This is a genomic window from Flavobacterium aquidurense (assembly GCF_031458035.1).
Lineage (GTDB): Bacteria > Bacteroidota > Bacteroidia > Flavobacteriales > Flavobacteriaceae > Flavobacterium > Flavobacterium aquidurense_C.
On sequence record NZ_JAVDXR010000001.1, the window covers coordinates 602,450 to 621,549 of the forward strand.

At 31.7% G+C, this 19,100-nt stretch carries 19 protein-coding genes; 12 read left to right on the forward strand and 7 right to left on the reverse strand.

Features of this window, described 5'->3' with window-relative positions; genetic code table 11:
* The gene (flxY, locus tag J2X17_RS02565) at window positions 1-1,290 is read left to right on the forward strand and encodes a flexirubin biosynthesis putative acyl-CoA ligase FlxY (protein WP_310294382.1); all 1,290 of its coding nucleotides are present in this window, start codon (window positions 1-3) and stop codon (window positions 1,288-1,290) included.
* Between the two features lie 151 nt (window positions 1,291-1,441).
* Window positions 1,442-2,434, forward strand: a complete 993-nt coding sequence (dusB, locus tag J2X17_RS02570) for a tRNA dihydrouridine synthase DusB (RefSeq protein WP_310294384.1) — start codon at window positions 1,442-1,444, stop codon at window positions 2,432-2,434.
* Window positions 2,435-2,474: 40 nt separating this feature from the next.
* Here the strand turns inward: dusB and J2X17_RS02575 are convergent, their stop codons facing one another.
* The 4 genes from J2X17_RS02575 to J2X17_RS02590 form a co-directional block, all read right to left on the reverse strand.
* Window positions 2,475-2,750: a Txe/YoeB family addiction module toxin gene (locus J2X17_RS02575; protein WP_310294386.1), complete on the reverse strand. Its 276-nt coding sequence runs from the start codon at window positions 2,748-2,750 to the stop codon at window positions 2,475-2,477.
* Window positions 2,751-2,755: 5 nt separating this feature from the next.
* On the reverse strand, window positions 2,756-3,013 hold the full coding sequence (locus J2X17_RS02580) for a type II toxin-antitoxin system Phd/YefM family antitoxin (protein ID WP_310294388.1): 258 nt from the start codon (window positions 3,011-3,013) through the stop codon (window positions 2,756-2,758).
* A 143-nt stretch (window positions 3,014-3,156) separates the two neighbouring features.
* Window positions 3,157-3,762 carry an N-acetylmuramoyl-L-alanine amidase family protein gene (locus J2X17_RS02585; protein ID WP_310294390.1) on the reverse strand — a complete coding sequence of 202 codons (606 nt, stop codon included), beginning with the start codon at window positions 3,760-3,762 and terminating at the stop codon, window positions 3,157-3,159.
* Window positions 3,763-3,898: 136 nt separating this feature from the next.
* A complete protein-coding gene (locus J2X17_RS02590) occupies window positions 3,899-4,105 on the reverse strand; it encodes a helix-turn-helix transcriptional regulator (RefSeq protein ID WP_310294391.1) in 207 nt (68 codons plus the stop codon).
* Between the two features lie 181 nt (window positions 4,106-4,286).
* On the opposite strand from J2X17_RS02590, the gene J2X17_RS02595 reads away from it, so the two are divergent.
* The 5 genes from J2X17_RS02595 to J2X17_RS02615 are packed head-to-tail and all read left to right on the forward strand — an operon-like array spanning window position 4,287 to window position 10,281.
* Window positions 4,287-4,460 (forward strand): hypothetical protein, encoded by a 174-nt coding sequence (locus J2X17_RS02595; RefSeq protein ID WP_310294393.1) that lies wholly within the window; start codon window positions 4,287-4,289, stop codon window positions 4,458-4,460.
* Between the two features lie 51 nt (window positions 4,461-4,511).
* On the forward strand, window positions 4,512-5,222 hold the full coding sequence (locus J2X17_RS02600; RefSeq protein ID WP_310294395.1) for a GLPGLI family protein: 711 nt from the start codon (window positions 4,512-4,514) through the stop codon (window positions 5,220-5,222).
* Window positions 5,223-5,261: 39 nt separating this feature from the next.
* On the forward strand, window positions 5,262-7,928 hold the full coding sequence (locus J2X17_RS02605; protein ID WP_310294397.1) for a TonB-dependent receptor: 2,667 nt from the start codon (window positions 5,262-5,264) through the stop codon (window positions 7,926-7,928).
* A gap of 6 nt (window positions 7,929-7,934) precedes the next feature.
* A complete protein-coding gene (locus J2X17_RS02610) occupies window positions 7,935-8,939 on the forward strand; it encodes a hypothetical protein (RefSeq protein WP_310294400.1) in 1,005 nt (334 codons plus the stop codon).
* Window positions 8,899-10,281 carry a hypothetical protein gene (locus tag J2X17_RS02615; protein WP_310294404.1) on the forward strand — a complete coding sequence of 461 codons (1,383 nt, stop codon included), beginning with the start codon at window positions 8,899-8,901 and terminating at the stop codon, window positions 10,279-10,281. The genes J2X17_RS02610 and J2X17_RS02615 overlap by 41 nt, the downstream gene beginning before the upstream one ends.
* Window positions 10,282-10,299: 18 nt before the next feature.
* Here the strand turns inward: J2X17_RS02615 and J2X17_RS02620 are convergent, their stop codons facing one another.
* The 3 genes from J2X17_RS02620 to rbfA all read right to left on the reverse strand — a co-directional run bounded on the left by J2X17_RS02620 (window position 10,300) and on the right by rbfA (window position 13,490).
* Window positions 10,300-11,727, reverse strand: a complete 1,428-nt coding sequence (locus J2X17_RS02620; RefSeq protein WP_310294405.1) for an MATE family efflux transporter — start codon at window positions 11,725-11,727, stop codon at window positions 10,300-10,302.
* Between the two features lie 169 nt (window positions 11,728-11,896).
* Window positions 11,897-13,096 carry an ABC transporter permease gene (locus tag J2X17_RS02625; protein ID WP_310294407.1) on the reverse strand — a complete coding sequence of 400 codons (1,200 nt, stop codon included), beginning with the start codon at window positions 13,094-13,096 and terminating at the stop codon, window positions 11,897-11,899.
* Window position 13,097: 1 nt separating this feature from the next.
* Window positions 13,098-13,490 (reverse strand): 30S ribosome-binding factor RbfA, encoded by a 393-nt coding sequence (gene rbfA, locus J2X17_RS02630; protein WP_160373763.1) that lies wholly within the window; start codon window positions 13,488-13,490, stop codon window positions 13,098-13,100.
* 444 nt (window positions 13,491-13,934) lie between these two features.
* On the opposite strand from rbfA, the gene J2X17_RS02635 reads away from it, so the two are divergent.
* From J2X17_RS02635 to J2X17_RS02655, 5 genes are all read left to right on the forward strand, one after another.
* The gene (locus J2X17_RS02635; RefSeq protein ID WP_310294409.1) at window positions 13,935-14,321 is read left to right on the forward strand and encodes a hypothetical protein; all 387 of its coding nucleotides are present in this window, start codon (window positions 13,935-13,937) and stop codon (window positions 14,319-14,321) included.
* 90 nt (window positions 14,322-14,411) lie between these two features.
* Window positions 14,412-14,735, forward strand: a complete 324-nt coding sequence (locus J2X17_RS02640; protein ID WP_310294411.1) for a hypothetical protein — start codon at window positions 14,412-14,414, stop codon at window positions 14,733-14,735.
* A gap of 67 nt (window positions 14,736-14,802) precedes the next feature.
* Window positions 14,803-15,939: a hypothetical protein gene (locus J2X17_RS02645; RefSeq protein ID WP_310294412.1), complete on the forward strand. Its 1,137-nt coding sequence runs from the start codon at window positions 14,803-14,805 to the stop codon at window positions 15,937-15,939.
* A 16-nt stretch (window positions 15,940-15,955) separates the two neighbouring features.
* Window positions 15,956-16,450 (forward strand): DUF4280 domain-containing protein, encoded by a 495-nt coding sequence (locus tag J2X17_RS02650; protein WP_310294413.1) that lies wholly within the window; start codon window positions 15,956-15,958, stop codon window positions 16,448-16,450.
* Window positions 16,443-19,091 (forward strand): phospholipase effector Tle1 domain-containing protein, encoded by a 2,649-nt coding sequence (locus tag J2X17_RS02655; RefSeq protein ID WP_310294415.1) that lies wholly within the window; start codon window positions 16,443-16,445, stop codon window positions 19,089-19,091. The genes J2X17_RS02650 and J2X17_RS02655 overlap by 8 nt, the downstream gene beginning before the upstream one ends.
* Window positions 19,092-19,100 lie beyond the last annotated feature (9 nt).

Consider the following 19,100-nt stretch of genomic DNA (forward strand, 5'->3'; position numbering starts at 1 on the left):
ATGATTCCATCAATAGAAAAAGATTCTTTAGCAGAAATTAAAGTTTTTCAGGAGCAAAAATTAGCAGAACTTTTAAAATATATCAGCGAGAATTCTCCTTTTTACAAACGTCTTTTTGCGGGAAGAAATATTGATATTTCGACAATAAGAACGCTTGAAGATTTACAATATTTACCTGTTACAACAAAAGAGGATTTACAGCAATATAACGATGACTTTTTGTGTGTTCCGCAACATAAAATTATTGATTACGCCTCAACTTCAGGAACTTTAGGTGATCCGGTAACTTTTGGTTTAACCGATTCTGATTTGGATCGACTGGCGTATAATGAAGCAATTTCATTCGCGTGCGCCGGAATTGAAGAAGGCGATGTCGTACAATTAATGACTACAATCGACCGAAAATTCATGGCTGGTTTGGCTTATTTTCTAGGATTACGAAAATTAAAAGTAGGCGTTATTCGCGTTGGTGCGGGAATTCCGGAATTGCAATGGGATTCGATTTTGAAATACAAACCTTCGTATTTAATTACGGTTCCGTCCTTTCTTCTGAAATTGATTGAATACGCTGAAATTCAAGGAATTGATTATAATAATTCGAGTATAAAAGGTGCAATTTGCATTGGAGAATCTTTGAGAAATCAGGATTTTACGATGAATACGCTTTCCAAAAAAATCACAGAAAAATGGAATATTAAGTTGTTTTCGACTTATGCTTCTACCGAAATGAGCACTGCTTTTACGGAATGTGAACACGAAATTGGAGGTCATCATCATCCCGAATTAATTATTGTGGAAGTCCTGGATGAAAATAATATGCCTGTAAAAAATGGCGAAGCCGGCGAATTGACTTTTACCACTTTGGGAATTGAAGCCATGCCGTTATTACGTTTTAAAACGGGTGATATTGTGCAGCTTCATGATGAACCTTGTTCTTGCGGCAGAAATACTTTGCGCGTTGGTCCCGTAATTGGCCGTAAAAAACAAATGATAAAATACAAAGGAACAACACTTTATCCGCCAGCGATGAATGATGTTCTGAGTGATTTTGACAATATCGAAAATCATATTATCGAAATCTCAACCAATGATTTGGGCACAGATGAAATTCTGATAAAAATTGCCGTAAAAAATCAAACTCCTGAATTTTTGCAGGAAATCAAAGATCATTTCAGAGCAAAATTACGAGTTACTCCAAAAATTGAATTCGCTTCAAAAGAAACTTTAAATCCGTTGGTTTTTAATCCGATGAGCCGAAAACCTATTCGGTTTTTTGACTATAGAACGTAGTAGAGGTACAAAGTTACAAAGGTTCAGAGGGACAAAGGCTTAGCTAATTGTCTGATAAAAAAACCTTTGAACCTTTGCCTCTCTGAACCTTTGCCCCTCAATTTGGTACAAATTGAACTAAAAAGTTGTAATTTTGCACAAAATATTGAAGATGGTCAAGATTGGCAACATAGAATTACCCGAATTTCCCTTATTATTAGCACCGATGGAAGACGTGAGCGATCCGCCGTTTCGCAGATTATGCAAAACGCACGGCGCTGACTTAATGTATTCTGAATTTATTTCGTCGGAAGGATTGATTCGTGATGCGATCAAAAGTAGAATGAAGTTGGATATTTTTGATTACGAACGTCCGGTTGGAATTCAGATTTTTGGTGGCGATGAAGAAGCAATGGCACTTTCGTCTAAAATTGTTTCTACTGTAAAACCAGATTTAGTGGATATCAATTTTGGATGTCCGGTAAAAAAAGTAGTTTGTAAAGGTGCAGGAGCCGGTGTTTTGAAAGATGTCGATTTGATGGTTCGTTTAACGAAAGCCGTAATCAGAAGTACAGATTTACCAGTTACCGTAAAAACACGTTTAGGCTGGGATGAAAGCTCTATTAATATTGATGAAGTTGCAGAAAGGCTGCAGGATATTGGAGTTCAGGCTTTGACAATTCACGCCAGAACCCGTGCACAAATGTACAAAGGCCATGCCGATTGGTCGCATATTGCACGTGTTAAAAACAACCCTAGAATTACAATGCCAATTTTTGGAAATGGTGATATCGACAGTCCTGAAAAAGCATTAAAATATAAAAATGAATACGGTATCGATGGTATCATGATTGGTCGTGCTGCGATTGGTTATCCGTGGATTTTTAACGAAATTAAACATTTCTTTAAAACCGGAGAACACTTGCCTGCACCAACGGTTATTGATCGTGTTGAAGCTGCCAGAAATCACTTAATGTGGTCTATGGAATGGAAAGGGGAGCGCTTAGGAATTGTTGAAATGCGTCGTCATTACACCAATTATTTCAAAGGAATTCACTCTTTTAAAGAATACAAACAAAAATTAGTTACCACAGATGCTCCTGAAGATTTATTCGCGATTATGAAAGAAATCGAACAGGTTTATGCTGGATATGAGTTTGTTTAAAACGTAAAAAAAGACCTCCAATTGAAGGTCTTTTTTTATGTTAGTCGTCATAATGAAATCGACATTGTATTATAATACATTTTTGATCAGCACCTTTCGTTCCTGAAACTTTGTAAACCAGACGATGTTCGCCATTAATTCGTCTTGACCAAAAACTTTTTAGATCATGTCTCAAAGGTTCCGGTTTTCCAATTCCCTTAAAAGGATTTTCTCTTATTGATTTTATTAATTCTTTTATTTTTATCGCAGTTTCTTTATCATTTTCAAGCCAATATTCAAATTCTTCCCAACCATTTTTTGTAAAACAAATATCCATACAATCTAAAGCTCATCTAAATTAAAATTTACAAGATTTCCTTTTTCCATTTGTTCTATAGATTCTGAAAGTCTTTTTCTATTTTGTTTAGTTGATAACAAATGCTGGGTTTCTAATATAGAATTATATTCTTTCATTGAAATTATTACAACGGCATCTTCTTCTGTGTTTCTGGGAACAACAATTATTTCTGATGATTCTGATACTTCATCGAAATAGTTTTTTATATTTTTTCTTAATGTAGAAATTGTAACGGCTTTCATAATCAATGTTTTTACGTACTTCAAATTGTACGCTCAAAAGTACAATATTTTACAATAAATAAATGTACTTATAAAATATTTAACTTTTAAACATAAAAAAAGACCTCCTATTGAAGGTCTTTTTTACTTTAAATTCTCTTTCTTTATTTTACAGCTTCCAAAATTTTGGCAGCAATTTCGTCTTGCCCTTTTTCACTGGTAATATAGTTTCTGTCATTTTGATTCGATAAATATCCAACTTCTAAAGTCATTGCGGGAAAGTTGGAATTTTTCAAGATATAAAAAGGTGCTTCACTTATATTTCGTTTTTTAAGATTTCCTGTCGAAGCCAACTTATCAACTACAATCTCAGCAATTTCTTTTGATTGATCATAAAGTTTTTTGTTAGATGGAACATAGGCTCCTACTCCATTAGCTTTGATGTTACTATTAGAATTAACATGTAATGAAATAACTAAATTTGGCTTTAAATTGTTGATGATTGAAACTCGTTCGCTTAATTCCATAAAATGATCACCTTCGCGAAGCAAAACAATTTCTAAATTGCCGCCTTTATTCTGACTTTTAATTTTTCTAGCAATGGTTTCAGTAATTATTTTTTCCTGTAAACCTTCGATATTTGCTCCCAAATCATCTCCGCCGTGACCAGCGTCAATAACAATTACTTTTTTAGTTTCTAATGACTTAAAAGCAAAAAGTCCAAATAATACAAAGCTTAAAACTACTAAAATTTTAATGTTGGTTTTCATGTGAATCTGTTTTTGGTTATTAAGAATCAACGGAAATATTTAAGAAATATTGTACGAAATAAAACCCTAAACCTGAATACGTTTCCACTTTCCTCTTTTATAAAGCATAATTCCTGCTAAAGTAATGGCAGTTTATTCAATTATCATCTTTTACCAATTCTTGTGGCAGTATGTCAAAAATCTTGCAGATCTTTTTAATATGCCCTGCCCAAGACCCACTTTCTCCATTTTCTATACGAGCATAAGCTGATTGCGAAATTGCAAGCAAATTTGCCATTTGCTTTTGTGTTAATCCTCTTTGGTTACGCAATTTCTTTAGTTTATTACCAACAATTACATTCATGACTTTAAAGTTATTGAAATTATAAATTTAATAAAAAAAATGATAGTTTATAAGATATTACCTTTATTATGCAAAAATAGAGTAAGAATAATCTTTAAATTTAATTCAATACTTATATCTTCGCCATATTATTAACATATAAAATTTAATTATGAAAAAATTATTATTTGCATCAATACTGATGTCTGCATTAGGTTCTGCAGCCTTCGCAAATGATTGTTCGAAATTACTGAACGATTGTTCAGATTTAGCTTCGTCAGAAGCAAATTGGGATGAAGTTGATCACGGATGCCTAAGTGATGCTGAATGGCATCAAGCATATTGTGGTTATTATAATGACTGTATATCTCATTAATTACAATTAAAAACCTACGCTCCTTAATTGGAGCGTATAACTTAAAAAATTATGAAACACAAAATATCCATTTTATTCCTTTTACTTTTTGTCAATTTACATTCTCAAAGCATGCAAGATTCAATATCATGTGTAACCTATAAAATGGGATTAATACCAAATGAAACTATCGACAACAAAGTTAGAAGTATTGAAGAAAAAAAAAGATTCGAAGAGCGCAAAGCTGCGAGCGAACTAATAGAATGCAAACTATATTTCACTAAAGACAAGAGTATTTCCTCAATGGTAGAAAAATTAGATGTTGAAAACCCGTTTGTTTATAAAATAATGGCAATCAGAGCACAAGGGGTTTACTTCAAAGATATTACTACAAAAGAAAAAATTGAACAAACAAGTTTTGGTGGAATGCTAAATATTATTCATCCTTACGATGAATATAAATGGGAAATAACCAATGAAACCAAAATGATCAGTGGATACAAATGTTATAAAGCTATTTGTACCTATCAAGAATTTAGTATTAAAAGGAATAAAATGCTCACTTTTAATCCGGAGGTCTGGTTTGCTCCAGAACTTTCATTCCCTTTTGGACCTAAAGGGCTTGATGGTGTACCGGGCTTAGTTTTAGAAGCCAGTTTCAATTCCAGAACATATTTTTATGCTTCTAAAATTGAATTTAATATTAAAGGTGCACCCATAAAAATTGAAAAACCAAAGAACGGACGATACATTACACAAGAAGAATATAATAGACAGCTTTAATTTTTGTCGATGAATTTAAATAATAAAACAAAAATATAAGTGCGATTCTATATTCCTATTCTTCTATTACTTATGCCTGTTTTTTGTTTTTCGCAGGCAAAGAAAATAAACGGCATCGTTTTATCAGATGACAATATATCTTTAGAACATGCAAATATTATTGCTGTTCCTAGAGCAAAAAATAACGGAATAAAATTTACAATCACTGATAATAAGGGGCGATTTAAATTAGAATTGGAAAGCAACGAAGGATATGAAATAACAATTTCTTATTTAGGTTTCACAGAAAAAGTCCTTACAATAGAACCCGATTCAAAATTAGATTATTATCAAATTAACTTAAAACGAAAAGAAGAAAATTTAAAAGAAATTATAATAAAACATACTCCAATAACCATAAAAAAAGACACACTAACTTATTCTGTTAAAAGTTTTGCAAATGGACGTGAACGGAAAATGAAAGAATTACTGGAAAAATTACCCGGTGTAGAAGTAGACAAAAATGGCGAAGTAACTGTACAAGGAAAAAAAGTAACACAAATGTTAGTAGAAGGTAAACCATTTTTTGGCGGTGGGTCAAAACTAGCTGTAGAAAATATTCCTGCAGATGCACTTGATAAAATAGAGGTTATTGACCATTTTAATCAAGTTGGGTTACTTAAACAAGTTTCTGACAGTGATGAATTAGCTATGAATGTGAAATTAAAAGAAGATAAAAAAAAATTCGTTTTTGGAGATATTGAAGCTGGTGTCGAAGCTGGTAATGATGACAATAACTTTTATTTAGGTCATGCAGCGTTATTTTACTACAGTCCTAAAACAAATATTAGTTTTATTGGAGACTTAAATAATGTGGGGAAAAGAGTATTCACTTACCAGGATTTAACTAGATTTCAAGGTGGGGCCAGTACTTTTATAGAAAAGAGAAAACCATTAACCAATCTATTCTCTTTTACTAGAACAGACAATGATGTTATTTTAAACAAATCACAATTTGGTGCTTTTAATTTTAGCCATGATTTTTCTTCTAAATTAAATGTCTCTTCGTTTGGAATTTTTTCAAAAATTTTCACAAACTCAAAATCTGAAATCAATAATCAATATTTGGAGAATAATAATTCCTCGTTTGAAAATAAATTGCAAAAAGGAAATAATGAATCCATTCTTGCTATTTATAATCTAAAATTGGATTATTTACCAAATAAAAAAAATAATTGGTTTTATAATATTCAGTATCAAACTAGTACAAACAATTTAACACAAGTAATAAATTCTATTACAACTTCAAACTCAACCCTCTTTGAAACTATTCAAAAAGCCGATAATAAATCTTTTAAACAATATTTGGAATGGCATAAAAAATATAACACATCTCATACTACAACATTAGCTATAAATCAACAATACGAACATAATACTCCTATAAGTAATTGGATAACAAACCAGCCATTTTTTCAAGGTATTATTCCAATTGAAAAAGACAGTATATACTCAATTAAACAACTCAAAAGAATTCAAAATAATAATGTCGATGTTTTATTTAAACATTATTGGATTTTGAATGATTTCAATCATATATATACTTCCATAGGAAACAATTTTGAAACTTCTCATTTTCTGACCAATGAGATGCAAAATCTTACCAATGGAACAAACAAGAATTTTTCTCAGAATAGTTTTGAAAACGATATAGAATATAAAATGAATGATAGCTATTTAGGAATAGAATATAAAAACAAAATAGGAAAACTTAAAAATAGAATTGGTCTATTTTTACATCATTATCAATTAATTACTGATCAATTCTCTGGTGAATCGGCATATTCACAAACTAAACTTCTTCCGCAATTAAATAGTGAGTATCAATTTAATAATTCAGAATCATTATCTCTTACATACAAATTAGCTAATAATTTTCCTACTGTAAACCAGCTTGCGGATCAATATACTTTACAATCTTACAACTTGATTTACAGGGGTAATGCCGATTTAAAATATGAGCAATATCATTTTGGAACTTTGAGGTATAGCAAAATGGACACCTACAGAAAAATCACATTGGATGCAGGATTAAGTTTTAATCAAAAAATAAAAACAATTCGTAACGAAGTTGTAATAAATGGGATAAATCAATACAACACTCCTATTCTAACTAACAATCCAGAAACTAATTATAGTTTCAACGCTTCTTTTGGAAAAGACATCTATCGCTTTAATATCAAATTAATATCCAATATCAACTGGTTTAATTATTTGCAAACATTAAACAAAATTACCTCGTCAAATAATAGAAACAATCAAAAAATTGGAATCTGGTTTAAAACTACATATAAAAAATGGCCCGATTTTAAATTAGGATATACTAAGGGATTTGGTCAATTTTTAGGATTAACAAATTCTAGTTTTAAAACAACATCTATAAATTCAGATTTAAATTTTCAATTACTCCCATCATTGAATTATCGTTTTTCTTACGATAGCCAAAAAAACATTAATAGCAATCACCAAAATAGTTTTTATAACATTATCAATACCTCATTAAGTTATCAAAAGAAGAACAGCCCTCTTTCCTTTGAACTTTCAATTAATAATTTTTTCAATAATAAAACTAAAAATGAATTTTCATTTTTAGATTATGCTGTAAGTGAACGAATCACTTATATTATGCCACGAGTAATATTATTCACATTAAATTATAAGTTATAATAACATATGAAAAATTTATATATGCTCTTTTATGCCTTCATTTTTGTATTGATAAGTTGTGAAGATGAACCAAAACCAAAAGCTTCTTTCTATTATTGGAAAACCATTTTCAATTTAAATAATGAGGAAAAGATTATGTTAAAAGAAAATAATATCAACAAAATCTATATACGATATTTCGATGTCGCTTTAAAAGACAATAGTCCTTTACCTCTCTTACCTATAATATTTAAAGAAAAACCAGAAAATTTAGAAATTGTTCCCGTCGTTTTTGTAAAAAATGAAGTTATGCTTAATCAATCTTTAAATATATCTGACTTAGCAGATAAAATTCAAAATTTGATTGAACAAATAAACAAAAAGAACAACTTACATATAAAAGAAATTCAATTTGATTGTGACTGGTCAAAACAAAGCAGAGATAATTATTTTGCTTTCCTGTCACTTTTTAAAACAAATTTTAAAGGTAGCTTATCTGCAACGATTCGTTTACATCAAATAAAATTTTTAAAATTGGCAGGTATTCCAAATGTTGACAGAGGTGTCTTAATGTATTATAATATGAGTACTCTTGATTCTAATGACAATTTAATTTATGATAGAAACATTGCCAAAAAGTACATAAAAAATTTAAAAGATTACCCTTTGAAATTAGATTTAGCTCTTCCTGTTTATTCTTGGATTATTCATCGAAGAAATAATAAAGTACTTGCCTTATATAGCAAAACAGATACCGAACAATTCTATTTAGGAAACAACTTCAAAGTTGTTAGAAAAAACCAAGTTATTGCTAAAAACAATTTACTTAAAGATGGTATATTTTATAAAAAAGGAGACATTATACAAATTGATGCTGTTCAAAAAGAAGATTTATATGAAATCATTAAAGATCTAAGTCCTAAACTAAAAAACACTCCAAATGAATTAATATTTTACGACTTAGATCCCATAAATTTAAAACCCTTTTCAGATGAAAAAAGATTCTTTCAAAAAATATGCAATTCTTTTTAGTTTTATCAGCGTTATTACTGCGGTATTCTTTCTACATAATTCATCAAATACTAAAGCTCCGTTTTTAAATAATAAAATTTCCGAAAAATCATTATCTCCATTTTTATTCAGACAAGAAATTAAATATTATGATATTAATTTTAATACTAGTTATAATACTCGATATAATAAAATTATTTTAACTGAATGGTATAATTATCTGGAAGGCAAGGTAAAAGTCGATACAGTAGAATATTTTTTATTAAATGAAAATGCTGAAAAGAAGATAAAAGAAATTTATAGTTCAAATCAGCATAAAAGGAAAACTCAATTAAAATTCGACAAAAATTTTAACTTTTTTGAATTCATCTATTTTGCCAAGAAAATAGAGAAAAGCAGCGTTTCTTCCAAATATTCCTGGAATTATAATGATACAAGTATTCCTTTAGTCAATCATAAGGTTATAGATGAATTACTTTTAAAATACAAAAGTTTAGAAGATCCTTTTCTTAGAAACCGATATTGGTTTCAAATTATAAAAGCATACTTTTATAGTGACCAAAAAGATAATTTACTTTTGTTTTTTGATAATACTAAAAATTTAGAACCAAAAAATGAGCTTTATTATAGAGCATTATCATATTGTGCTGGTATATACAAACAACAAAATAATCAAGTAAAAGCAAATTATTTATATAGTATTATATTTGAAAATAATCTTGAAAATAGAGCTGAAATAGCAAACAATTTCCATATTAAAGATAACGAGTCTTTTAATGGTTCTTTGTCACTTGCAAAAACCAATAATGAAAAAATTGCATTATGGGCTTTATATGGTTTCACAGCAGATAAAAAAACAGCAATAGCAGAAATTTATAAACTCAATCCCAAAAGCCCTCATTTAGATTACCTATTACCAAAATTGATTGATGAAGAAGAAACAAGAATTAGTAGTTTAATGACTTATCCGATTTTATTAGATAAAAAGAAAACAAAAGAAAATATTGATATGGATGTTGTTTTTCTTGTCAACAAAATTGATAGTGAACAAAAAACATCAAATCCTTATCTATGGAAATTAGCTTCAGGTTATTTATCAATATTTTATAACCCTTCTCTTGCTAAAAGTCAATTCCATGCTCTGACCATACATAAAAATACTAAAGATGAAATACGAGCACTAAAATTACTGTGCAGAATTACCGAATTAGGGGCGGAGAAATCTTCTTATAAAACTATTTATTCAGAATTAGATTGGTTGTTTAACACAAAAAATAAATCACCTAATCTAAAATACATTGAAGAATATTGTTTAACGCACATGAATTATATTAACTATTCAAACAAAAAGACCTTCAATTGAAGGTCTTTTTTATTTTAATTATACCTGAATACGTTTCCACTTTCCTCTTTTATAAAGCACAATTCCGGCTAAAGTAATTGCGGTTTCTGCAACCGGAATTGCAATAAAAACGCCTGTTGGTCCCATATTAAAATGTTTCGCCAAAATATACGCTAACGGAATCTGGAACAGCCAAAAACCGAAGAAATTAATTCCGGTTGGTGTCCAGGTATCTCCTGCCCCATTGAAAGTATTGATCAAAACCATTCCGATTCCGTAAAAGACAAATCCTACACTCATAATCTGCAAAGCTTCAATCGCAACTGTTTTGACCATTTCATCATTGGTAAAAAATGAAATAATGTACTTTCCAAAAACTAAGGTAATGACCATAATTGTCGCCATGAAAATAACATTGTATTTTGCGGTTGTAAAAACCGATTTCTCGGCGCGATCTATTTGTTTAGCTCCTAAATTCTGACCCACCAAAGTTGCAGCGGCATTACTGAGTCCCCAAGCGGGAAGAATAAAAAACATCATTATTCGCAAAGCTGTCTGATAACCTGCCGAACCATGATCGCCACCCGTTGTCGCTACTAATTGCGCCAGAAAAATCCAGCTGCAAGACGCAATTACGAATTGCAAAATTCCTGGTGCAGCAATTTTAATTAAAGCTTTCATCTGTTTGAAGTCAGGAACCAAATAAGCGATTTTAATTTTTAAAACCCCGTTTCCAAAAAACAAATGATACACCTGATATAAAACCCCAATGCCTCGTCCCAACGTTGTTGCCAATGCCGCACCAATCAATCCAAACGCAGGAATTGGACCCAAACCATTAATCAAAATTGGGCATAAAATAATATTGCAAATATTAGCCAGCCAAAGACTTTTCATAGCAATTGCAGCATTTCCGGCTCCACGAAATATTCCGTTTACCAAAAATAAAAGCATAATGCACAAACTGCTTCCAATCATAATTTGTGTAAATCGGTAACCGTGTTCTGCGGCATCTGAGGAAGCGCCCATCAATAACAGAATATCTTTGGCATAAATAACGCCCAAAATACTCATCAAAGTGTTGACTGCAAATGCAATAATAATAGCCTGCATTCCGGCTTTCGCGGCAGCGACTGGATCTTTTTCTCCAATTCTGCGTGCCACAACTGCGGTGGCCGCCATACTCATTCCGATGGCGATCGAATAAATAATCGTCAATACAGATTCGGTTAAACCGACTGTCTGAATTGCAAAACTACTGTGCTCTAAATGTCCAACGAAATATAAATCGACCAAGGCAAAAACCGATTCCATCATCATTTCTAAAACCATCGGAATGGCTAATAGTATAACGGCTTTTTTAATGCTTCCGGCAGTATAATCGAAGGATTCATCACCTTTAACAGCTTGTTTTATTGTATTGAAAATTCGGGAAAGTAAACTTTTTTGTATTGTTGTTTCTGTCATGATATATTAGGATAAATGATAAAATTGATTCAGATTGAAGAATCTGAACGCGAGAAAAAAACTGAAGTATCCTAATTATTTGAAAAATAAAATAGGATTAGGCAGAAACAATCATATACTTAAAATTTTTAAGGAGATAAATATAAGTAATATTTTTTAGGAAGAAATATTAATCTAACAGCTTTTTACTCACTCGGCTGCTGGCAATTAAAGAAGCCACAAAACCAAGTGAAATAATAGTTCCCATCACGATAAGTACATTTTCTAGAGTGAAAACGACAGGATACGCTAAAGTTGGCGTTAACATAATCAGGTTGTATTCCTGTTGCAAAACAACCAAAATAATTCCGAGGACAAGACCAATAATTCCTCCAAAAACACTCAACAAAGTTCCCTGAAGCAGGAATATTTTTCGAAGACTGTTGATTTCTGTTCCAAGGTTAAAAAGGGTTTTCAGGTTTCCTTTTTTATCCAAAATCATCATAATCAACGCGCCAACCAAATTAAAAAGTGCTACAATTATCACCAAAGTAAAAATCAAATAAACCGCAATATTCTCGGTGTTGAGCATTTTATACAGAGATTCATTAAGCTGTGCCCTGTTCTTGATTGTCATTTTATTTTTGAAAATTTTTTCCAGTTGAGATCTGATGGTGCTTTCATTTGCATTGTCTTTCAACTTGAATTCTACACCAGAAATCTGGTTCGGTTTGTACATCAATAATTCCTGAGTCAATCCTAAATCGGCAAACACATATTTGGAATCTAAATCTTCACTGATCGAATAAATTCCGACAGGCAAAACATCGGTTTTATTAAAGGCATCTTCAGGATTTTCGATACCGCCTTTTCCGGGTTTTGGAGCGAATATCTGCAATGGGTTTTCGAAATCAAGAATCCCCATCGAAAAATCCCTCGCAATTCCGTACCCGACTACAACCTGATACGTATCCGGTTTAATCCATTGTCCGTTAAAAAGTTTTTTCTTGATATCGTTTACTACAGGATAAAGACTGTCAACTCCTTTTAAGTAAGTAACTTGCTGTTTGTCCCTGAATAAAAATAAAACACGCTCTTCGATAATTTTGGTGTACGAAGCAACGCCTTCCATTTTTTTAATCTGACTTTCCTGATCTGGTGTAATTAAAAATGATTTTCCGTAGGTACTCGTAATTTTTAAGTCCGGATCGATTTCATTGGTAAAAGAAAGACTGAACACTTTTAGTCCGCTAAAAACAGACAAAACCACAAACAAAGCCATCGTGCCAACAATAATTCCCATGCTGGCAATGCGATTAATAATATTGATAGCATTGTTTTTACTTCTGCTAAAAATGTAACGTTTGGCTATGTAAAGGGGGAAATTCAATTTATGATTTTCTTCTTTTTTCTAAAAGATCACGGTTTTCAATTGGGTTTTCTCTGTTTGATAAAGCGTTGTCAATTTTTTCGATATAATCTAATGAGTCATCGATAAAAAATACCAGGTTTGGTACACGACGCAATTGCAAACGAACACGCTGCGACAAGTCGTGTTTAATTAAGGTCGTATTAGATTTTATACCTTCTAAAGTTTCCTTTGCTTTTTCTTGCGGAAAAATACTTAAATATACTGTTGCCACAGATAAATCTGATGTAACGCTAACTTTGGATACGGAAATTACCAAGTTACTAACTCCGTTTTTTCGCACTTCACCTTGCAAAATATCAACCAAATCTTTTTGGATGACACCGCCTATTTTTTTCTGTCTATTTGTTTCCATAGTGCAAAAATACTATTTTTAAATTTCACTCGATACAATTTCAATTGAACAATGGAATGATTTTTACATTCTTACCTCTTTTTACTCCGATTTTGATTGTGATTTTGTAACTGGTAAATCAACAGAATTATAATCACGATAATAATTACAAGTAACTTTTGAAGATTAGGAGTAAGTCTCACAATAAGAAAAACTGCTGTTTTTATTGTAGCTGTGCAGTGTCTGTTAAATAGTTTCTTTCTCTAATAATTATATTCAAGGGTTTCTTTACTATCAAATACTCTTCAAAATCAAATATGTTTTTTTGAAAGGCACATATTTTAAATCATATTTTCTTGATAAAAAACCTATTCTCGTGTTAATATGCCTTATTGTGGTCATCTGGTTCTTTTTTTAGTGTTTATTTTTATTAAATTTTCTAAAATAGCCAAAGAATAACTTATTATGGGAATGACGTCCAATTATTATTTGATTGAAAACAAGACTAATCTATGCATAAATGGGATTGAGTTTAACTATAAAGGTGAATTTGAAATTTTTATAGACAAATATAAAAATAAGACCTATGACATTCTTATAAATAAATTTAACAGAGAAGCCTTCGGAACCCCAGTCGATTGTGAATTTAATCAATTGTCTAAGCAATCAACCAACACTTTGTTACCAATATCACTTTTAATAGAAGAAGATGCGCTACAAATAAAAAATGGGCGAAACCGGAGTATAAAAGCGCTGGATAAAAACCAGAATGTTGTGGATTGCCATGGTATTGACTTTGAGTATATCAAGCAACATTTTTCCAGTGAAGTAGATACGATCGAAAAAATATAAGAGTATGGGGCTTATTTAAACATCGTAAAAGCCCTAAGTATTTCATTGCAAAAACAAGAAGATTGCCAAAACCATAAAACCGACTGGGGCATGGCTCCAATTGCACATACCTATTGGAATGATGTGCAAACACGATATGACAAGGCGAAAAATAGTTTAAAATCGATTTCTCATAGTATAGATAAAGATAAATTAATCGAAGGTATAAATGTAAAATGTTTAAACAATCAACTGCCTATTACTGAAATATTAGAGAAAGATAAAATAAAATTGACGTCAACCTATGAGCATTTTGTCCAGTATAGAACGTCAGGGTTAGATTTTATCGATTCCAAAACCTCTGTAGAAATTGCAATTGATGATCTTATTCATTTTAAAGAAACAATTTCAATATACGCAAGATCAGAACCATGAATTCTAATATAATAATTATGAGTACAGAAGAACCAACTACGTAATAATGTAGTCTAATAATTATAATATGAATTTAAAAAAAGTAAAATTTAATACCAATTTCGATTTGGATTTTGGCGCATCAAATCAAACCAGAACTTACGGATTTACCTATGAAAATCTTGAAAATGATGTTCTTAAAGAACAAATTTTTTATGAAACAGAACTTAATTTCATGAGCGACCGATATGGTCATAATTGTGTTTTTGAAATTAACCGAAAACAAATTTTTATCAATAATAAATCATCTTATTCTAAAATAGAACAGATCGCAAATACTGCGGCTGAAACTATTTTTCCAATTAAAATAAAAACTAAAATAAATGGTGAGATTGAGAGTATTCTGAATCATGATGAGATTGTAAAACGTTGGTCTGATACAAGAAAAAATATTTTAGAATATTATAAAGGAGATAATATCCTAAAAGTTGTTGCCAAAATAGACGCATTAATGTTAAACAATAGAGTACTACAAAAATCAATTAATCAAAATTGGTTTTTCCACTTGTTTTTCAAACCTCTTTATGTGAGTTATTCTGAAAAATTAAGCTGCAATTTTATTTGGGAATCCCCAATATTTGGAAATCAATCCATAAAATACGGTGTTGTTCAGTCTATCGATCAGTTATGTTCATCTGATGATAAAATAAACATCACCGCTAATGGAATTGCTATTGACGAAAGAAACATTTCTGAAATAATAGCCGGATATAATTTGCCAAAATCCGAATCATTCGAATCTAAATCAGAATCTGTTGAATCTAAAATGAATGTAGATTATAAGCTATATAACGAAGATCGAAGCATTTTTTCTGTTTTAGGAACATTTGAAACCAAAATTGACGAAAAAACACAACAAAAAATTCAATTAGAAATATACCATCTTACACCAAGCAGTTCTTACCGCCCTTGGAGTGATGCTTCACATAAAGAAAACCAACGAATATTTGAATCATGGCAAAAGATAGAGAGAGATTATGGTAAATATGATTATTTCCACGATTTAAGTAAGGAAATTAAAAACAATCCTGTTCCAAAACTCCCGAAAAACCCTTTGTATACTGAAAAGATAATAGAATTGTTTGTTGAAGAAATTTTTCCGAAAAAGAAAATAAGTATCTGGAGCAGAATAAAATCAGTTTTCAAAAAAAATAAGGAAGTCTAAATAAAAAAATAAAGTGATGGCAGAAAAACATTTTGTTGTTCAGGGAGCAACGTGTCAATGTAAATTTAGTGAGGCACCAGAAACTGATATTTTATTGGTAAAAACACATTCAAAACATTATGCAAATGACAGTGATGGAAAAGAAAAATTAATTGCAACTGATAAAGAAGTCAAACAAACAATGCAGAAAAATACTTTTGGAAAATGCAAAAATCAGCCTTCGCCAAGTGGCCCGTTACCTTGCGTGATAGACATAACCCAGTGGTCTGGTGTTGACGAAAAAGCAACTTATTCGAATAAAGGTAAAGCATTGCTTGAAGATAGTAAAGCGACTTGTAAAATGGGAACTCCAGATTGTATAACGATTAAAAATCATGGCCAGACCGCAAATTTAACAGAAAAAAACATTAAAAATAGCTCGCCACAAATATTGGCTGAAATATTGCCGGGAGTAAATTTTCATGATTTGGATGATGAAGTATTAATGATTAATAATACACAAAATGAGTAAGAGTTTGCACATTAAACCAAAAGAGCCACTCGCCGAGGGGCAAAAATGGAATACGGGAGCAGGATGTTTAACACTTTCTAAAGCAGGAATGTTTACGGTTGAAATTGTACAGACAGATGATTTGTACAAAGATGGACCAAAAAAATTACCACCTTTTAACCGTTTAACTCAAGAACAGGTTTGGGAAATAAAAGATTACGATAATAGATATTGGGTCGTACAGGCACATAATAAAAGAGACAAAGAAGAAGCTGAATATAACAAACAGAAAGAAGTATTTAATAAAAAACTGGAAGCCGAATTAAATCGAATGAGTTGGTGTTGGCAAGCCGTTGGCAAAGGAATGGCAGGCAAAGCAATGACTCACAATGCCTCTTTTTCAATAGGACTGCCTCATAGTTTAAGCAAGCAAATACGTTTTCCAAAATTACTTGAAGGCCGAGGTCCTGCATGGCTCGAAGTTTTTACCCAAAATGACCCTGCAACAGGTGAAATCCCACACGGAATATTTGTAAATGCAATAGGAACACCAAAAGTTATTGCCGCAGAGTGGCGCGATTATACCGGCAGGAAAATAACCGAAGAAATTGCATTTGGCTCTACTGTTTATTTACACATTTATACAGAAGCTTTGTATGGGCAAAATATAAAAATACAACTAGCCGATGATGGCTTTTTTACAGATACAAACTTAACGCCAACGCCCAGTGACAAAGACGGCAACCCAATACAAAAACTTGACCCAAAGGCTTTAACCGAATTTACACGTCTAGTAAACATTCATAAATACAACACAATTACAAAACCTCCAGAAGGAGCAATTGTAGATGCCATTGTTACCGACAAAGGAAAAGAACAAACATCGAGTGCTAATGTGCAAAAATGTGTTTTCCCAATATTTATAGAACATGCCTGGCAGTTTCAGGCAGCGGGAAGTTTCAACAGTGGTACAAAACTGAGCCTAAAACCTATTATACACCACCCAAAAATTGAAAAACAAGAAAAAGATTTAGATAATTGCATTTTAAAAATATCCCGAAACGGAATTTTAATGCAAGGCGAACTCTCGGGCAATAACCCTTTGGTACTGGGAGAAAAAGAAGAAAAGACAGGTGTACCCGATGACCAAAAAAAAATTGATTTTACGTTTGGGGTTTTTATTGATGGAACAAACAATAACAGATACGATACCATTGCCCGTACCGATTGGGAAGAAAAACGTATTGGAAGAATTGCTACAGATAACAACCCATATACTAACGAAGAACGCTTAAATGTATATGCCAAAAGCAATGATGATTTAACTAAAAAAGATAAAATAAAATACAAATACGGTGAAGGAAGTTATGAAAATGATCTCTCTAACGTTGCTATTTTATTTGATAATTATATAGAAGATAAAGAGAGCAGAACTTTTAAAATTTATACTGAAGGAATGAACACTAATACTTTGGGCGATGAAAACCTAAATGTAAGTGAATATGAAACGGATGATTTTTTTATGGGAGGGGCTTTTGGTGCAGGCAACTCAGGTATTGTAGACAGGGTACGTCGAGCAATAGAACAGATGACGCAAAAAATTATGCCCATTATGGCGAAACAGGAGAACAAAAAAATAGACTCAATTACTATTGATGTTTTTGGCTTTAGCCGTGGGGCTGCATCAGCGCGTCATTTCGTCCATGAAATTACATTGCCATCGTATTATACCGAGGTAAATCGAGACCGCTATGGCCGTAACATAGATGTTAAATATGCAAATACCCGAATGCCTTCAAACGGTCATTTCGGTTATTTGCTTACCGAAAAAGGAATAACATTTAACCGATTAATAATTCGCTTTGCCGGATTGTATGATACTGTCGCGCATCATGGTTTGGTACAATTTAATGATATCAAAGATTTAGGACTCAACTCCATCAGTAAAGCCAAACATGTTATACACATGGTAGCAGCTGAGGAACATCGAAAAAACTTTAGTTTATCGCCCATTATCAAAAGTCAAAATCATGTAGAATTGTATATGCCCGGTGTACATTGCGATGTTGGTGGTAGTTATCCTGAAGGCAGACCCGAAGGCATAGCACATGGTGTCGCCCCAGATCCAGATGGCGAACATGTGCTGGCAACAGATTATTGTGATAACACATTTGCAAGTTCCAGATTAAGCAAGTTTAGAGATATTCTTATAGATGAAGGCTGGTTTACCAAAGATCAAATTACAATATGTGATGCCTATGGCAAACCTCATAAAACTAATTATAGCGCAAACTCTTTATATGACACACAAAAACTGATTTCACAAAGAGCTTACATTAGTAATCAGTACAGCTTTATACCCTTGCACATGATAAAACAATTTGCAGAAAAGCAAAACATTAAGTTTAACAATACAACCATGAGTAAATATGTTTTTACACAAAATATTTTTACAGACAATATTGATTTTTTAAATAAGATAAAAAAATATATAGAAGATTATGCTGCCGAAGCGATTGCTAATCCATTAGACGTAATCAATCATAAGATACCTGATGCCGATTTGAAACAACTGCGCAATCATTATTTGCACTACAATGCAACAGCTACTCTAGTAAATGCGCCAGAACCGGAACGAAAAAGGTTTATTGTAAAGCATTAATATTAAGAT

What these genes read in the sequence shown, in the direction of transcription:
- flxY (WP_310294382.1), top strand. Translation starts at nt 1, where the DNA reads ATGATTCCATCAATAGAAAAAGATTCTTTAGCAGAAATTAAAGTTTTT.
- dusB (WP_310294384.1), top strand. Translation starts at nt 1,442, where the DNA reads ATGGTCAAGATTGGCAACATAGAATTACCCGAATTTCCCTTATTATTA.
- J2X17_RS02575 (WP_310294386.1), bottom strand. Translation starts at nt 2,750, where the DNA reads ATGGATATTTGTTTTACAAAAAATGGTTGGGAAGAATTTGAATATTGG.
- J2X17_RS02580 (WP_310294388.1), bottom strand. Translation starts at nt 3,013, where the DNA reads ATGAAAGCCGTTACAATTTCTACATTAAGAAAAAATATAAAAAACTAT.
- J2X17_RS02585 (WP_310294390.1), bottom strand. Translation starts at nt 3,762, where the DNA reads ATGAAAACCAACATTAAAATTTTAGTAGTTTTAAGCTTTGTATTATTT.
- J2X17_RS02590 (WP_310294391.1), bottom strand. Translation starts at nt 4,105, where the DNA reads ATGAATGTAATTGTTGGTAATAAACTAAAGAAATTGCGTAACCAAAGA.
- J2X17_RS02595 (WP_310294393.1), top strand. Translation starts at nt 4,287, where the DNA reads ATGTCTGCATTAGGTTCTGCAGCCTTCGCAAATGATTGTTCGAAATTA.
- J2X17_RS02600 (WP_310294395.1), top strand. Translation starts at nt 4,512, where the DNA reads ATGAAACACAAAATATCCATTTTATTCCTTTTACTTTTTGTCAATTTA.
- J2X17_RS02610 (WP_310294400.1), top strand. Translation starts at nt 7,935, where the DNA reads ATGAAAAATTTATATATGCTCTTTTATGCCTTCATTTTTGTATTGATA.
- J2X17_RS02615 (WP_310294404.1), top strand. Translation starts at nt 8,899, where the DNA reads ATGAAAAAAGATTCTTTCAAAAAATATGCAATTCTTTTTAGTTTTATC.
- J2X17_RS02620 (WP_310294405.1), bottom strand. Translation starts at nt 11,727, where the DNA reads ATGACAGAAACAACAATACAAAAAAGTTTACTTTCCCGAATTTTCAAT.
- rbfA (WP_160373763.1), bottom strand. Translation starts at nt 13,490, where the DNA reads ATGGAAACAAATAGACAGAAAAAAATAGGCGGTGTCATCCAAAAAGAT.
- J2X17_RS02635 (WP_310294409.1), top strand. Translation starts at nt 13,935, where the DNA reads ATGGGAATGACGTCCAATTATTATTTGATTGAAAACAAGACTAATCTA.
- J2X17_RS02640 (WP_310294411.1), top strand. Translation starts at nt 14,412, where the DNA reads ATGGCTCCAATTGCACATACCTATTGGAATGATGTGCAAACACGATAT.
- J2X17_RS02645 (WP_310294412.1), top strand. Translation starts at nt 14,803, where the DNA reads ATGAATTTAAAAAAAGTAAAATTTAATACCAATTTCGATTTGGATTTT.
- J2X17_RS02650 (WP_310294413.1), top strand. Translation starts at nt 15,956, where the DNA reads ATGGCAGAAAAACATTTTGTTGTTCAGGGAGCAACGTGTCAATGTAAA.
- J2X17_RS02655 (WP_310294415.1), top strand. Translation starts at nt 16,443, where the DNA reads ATGAGTAAGAGTTTGCACATTAAACCAAAAGAGCCACTCGCCGAGGGG.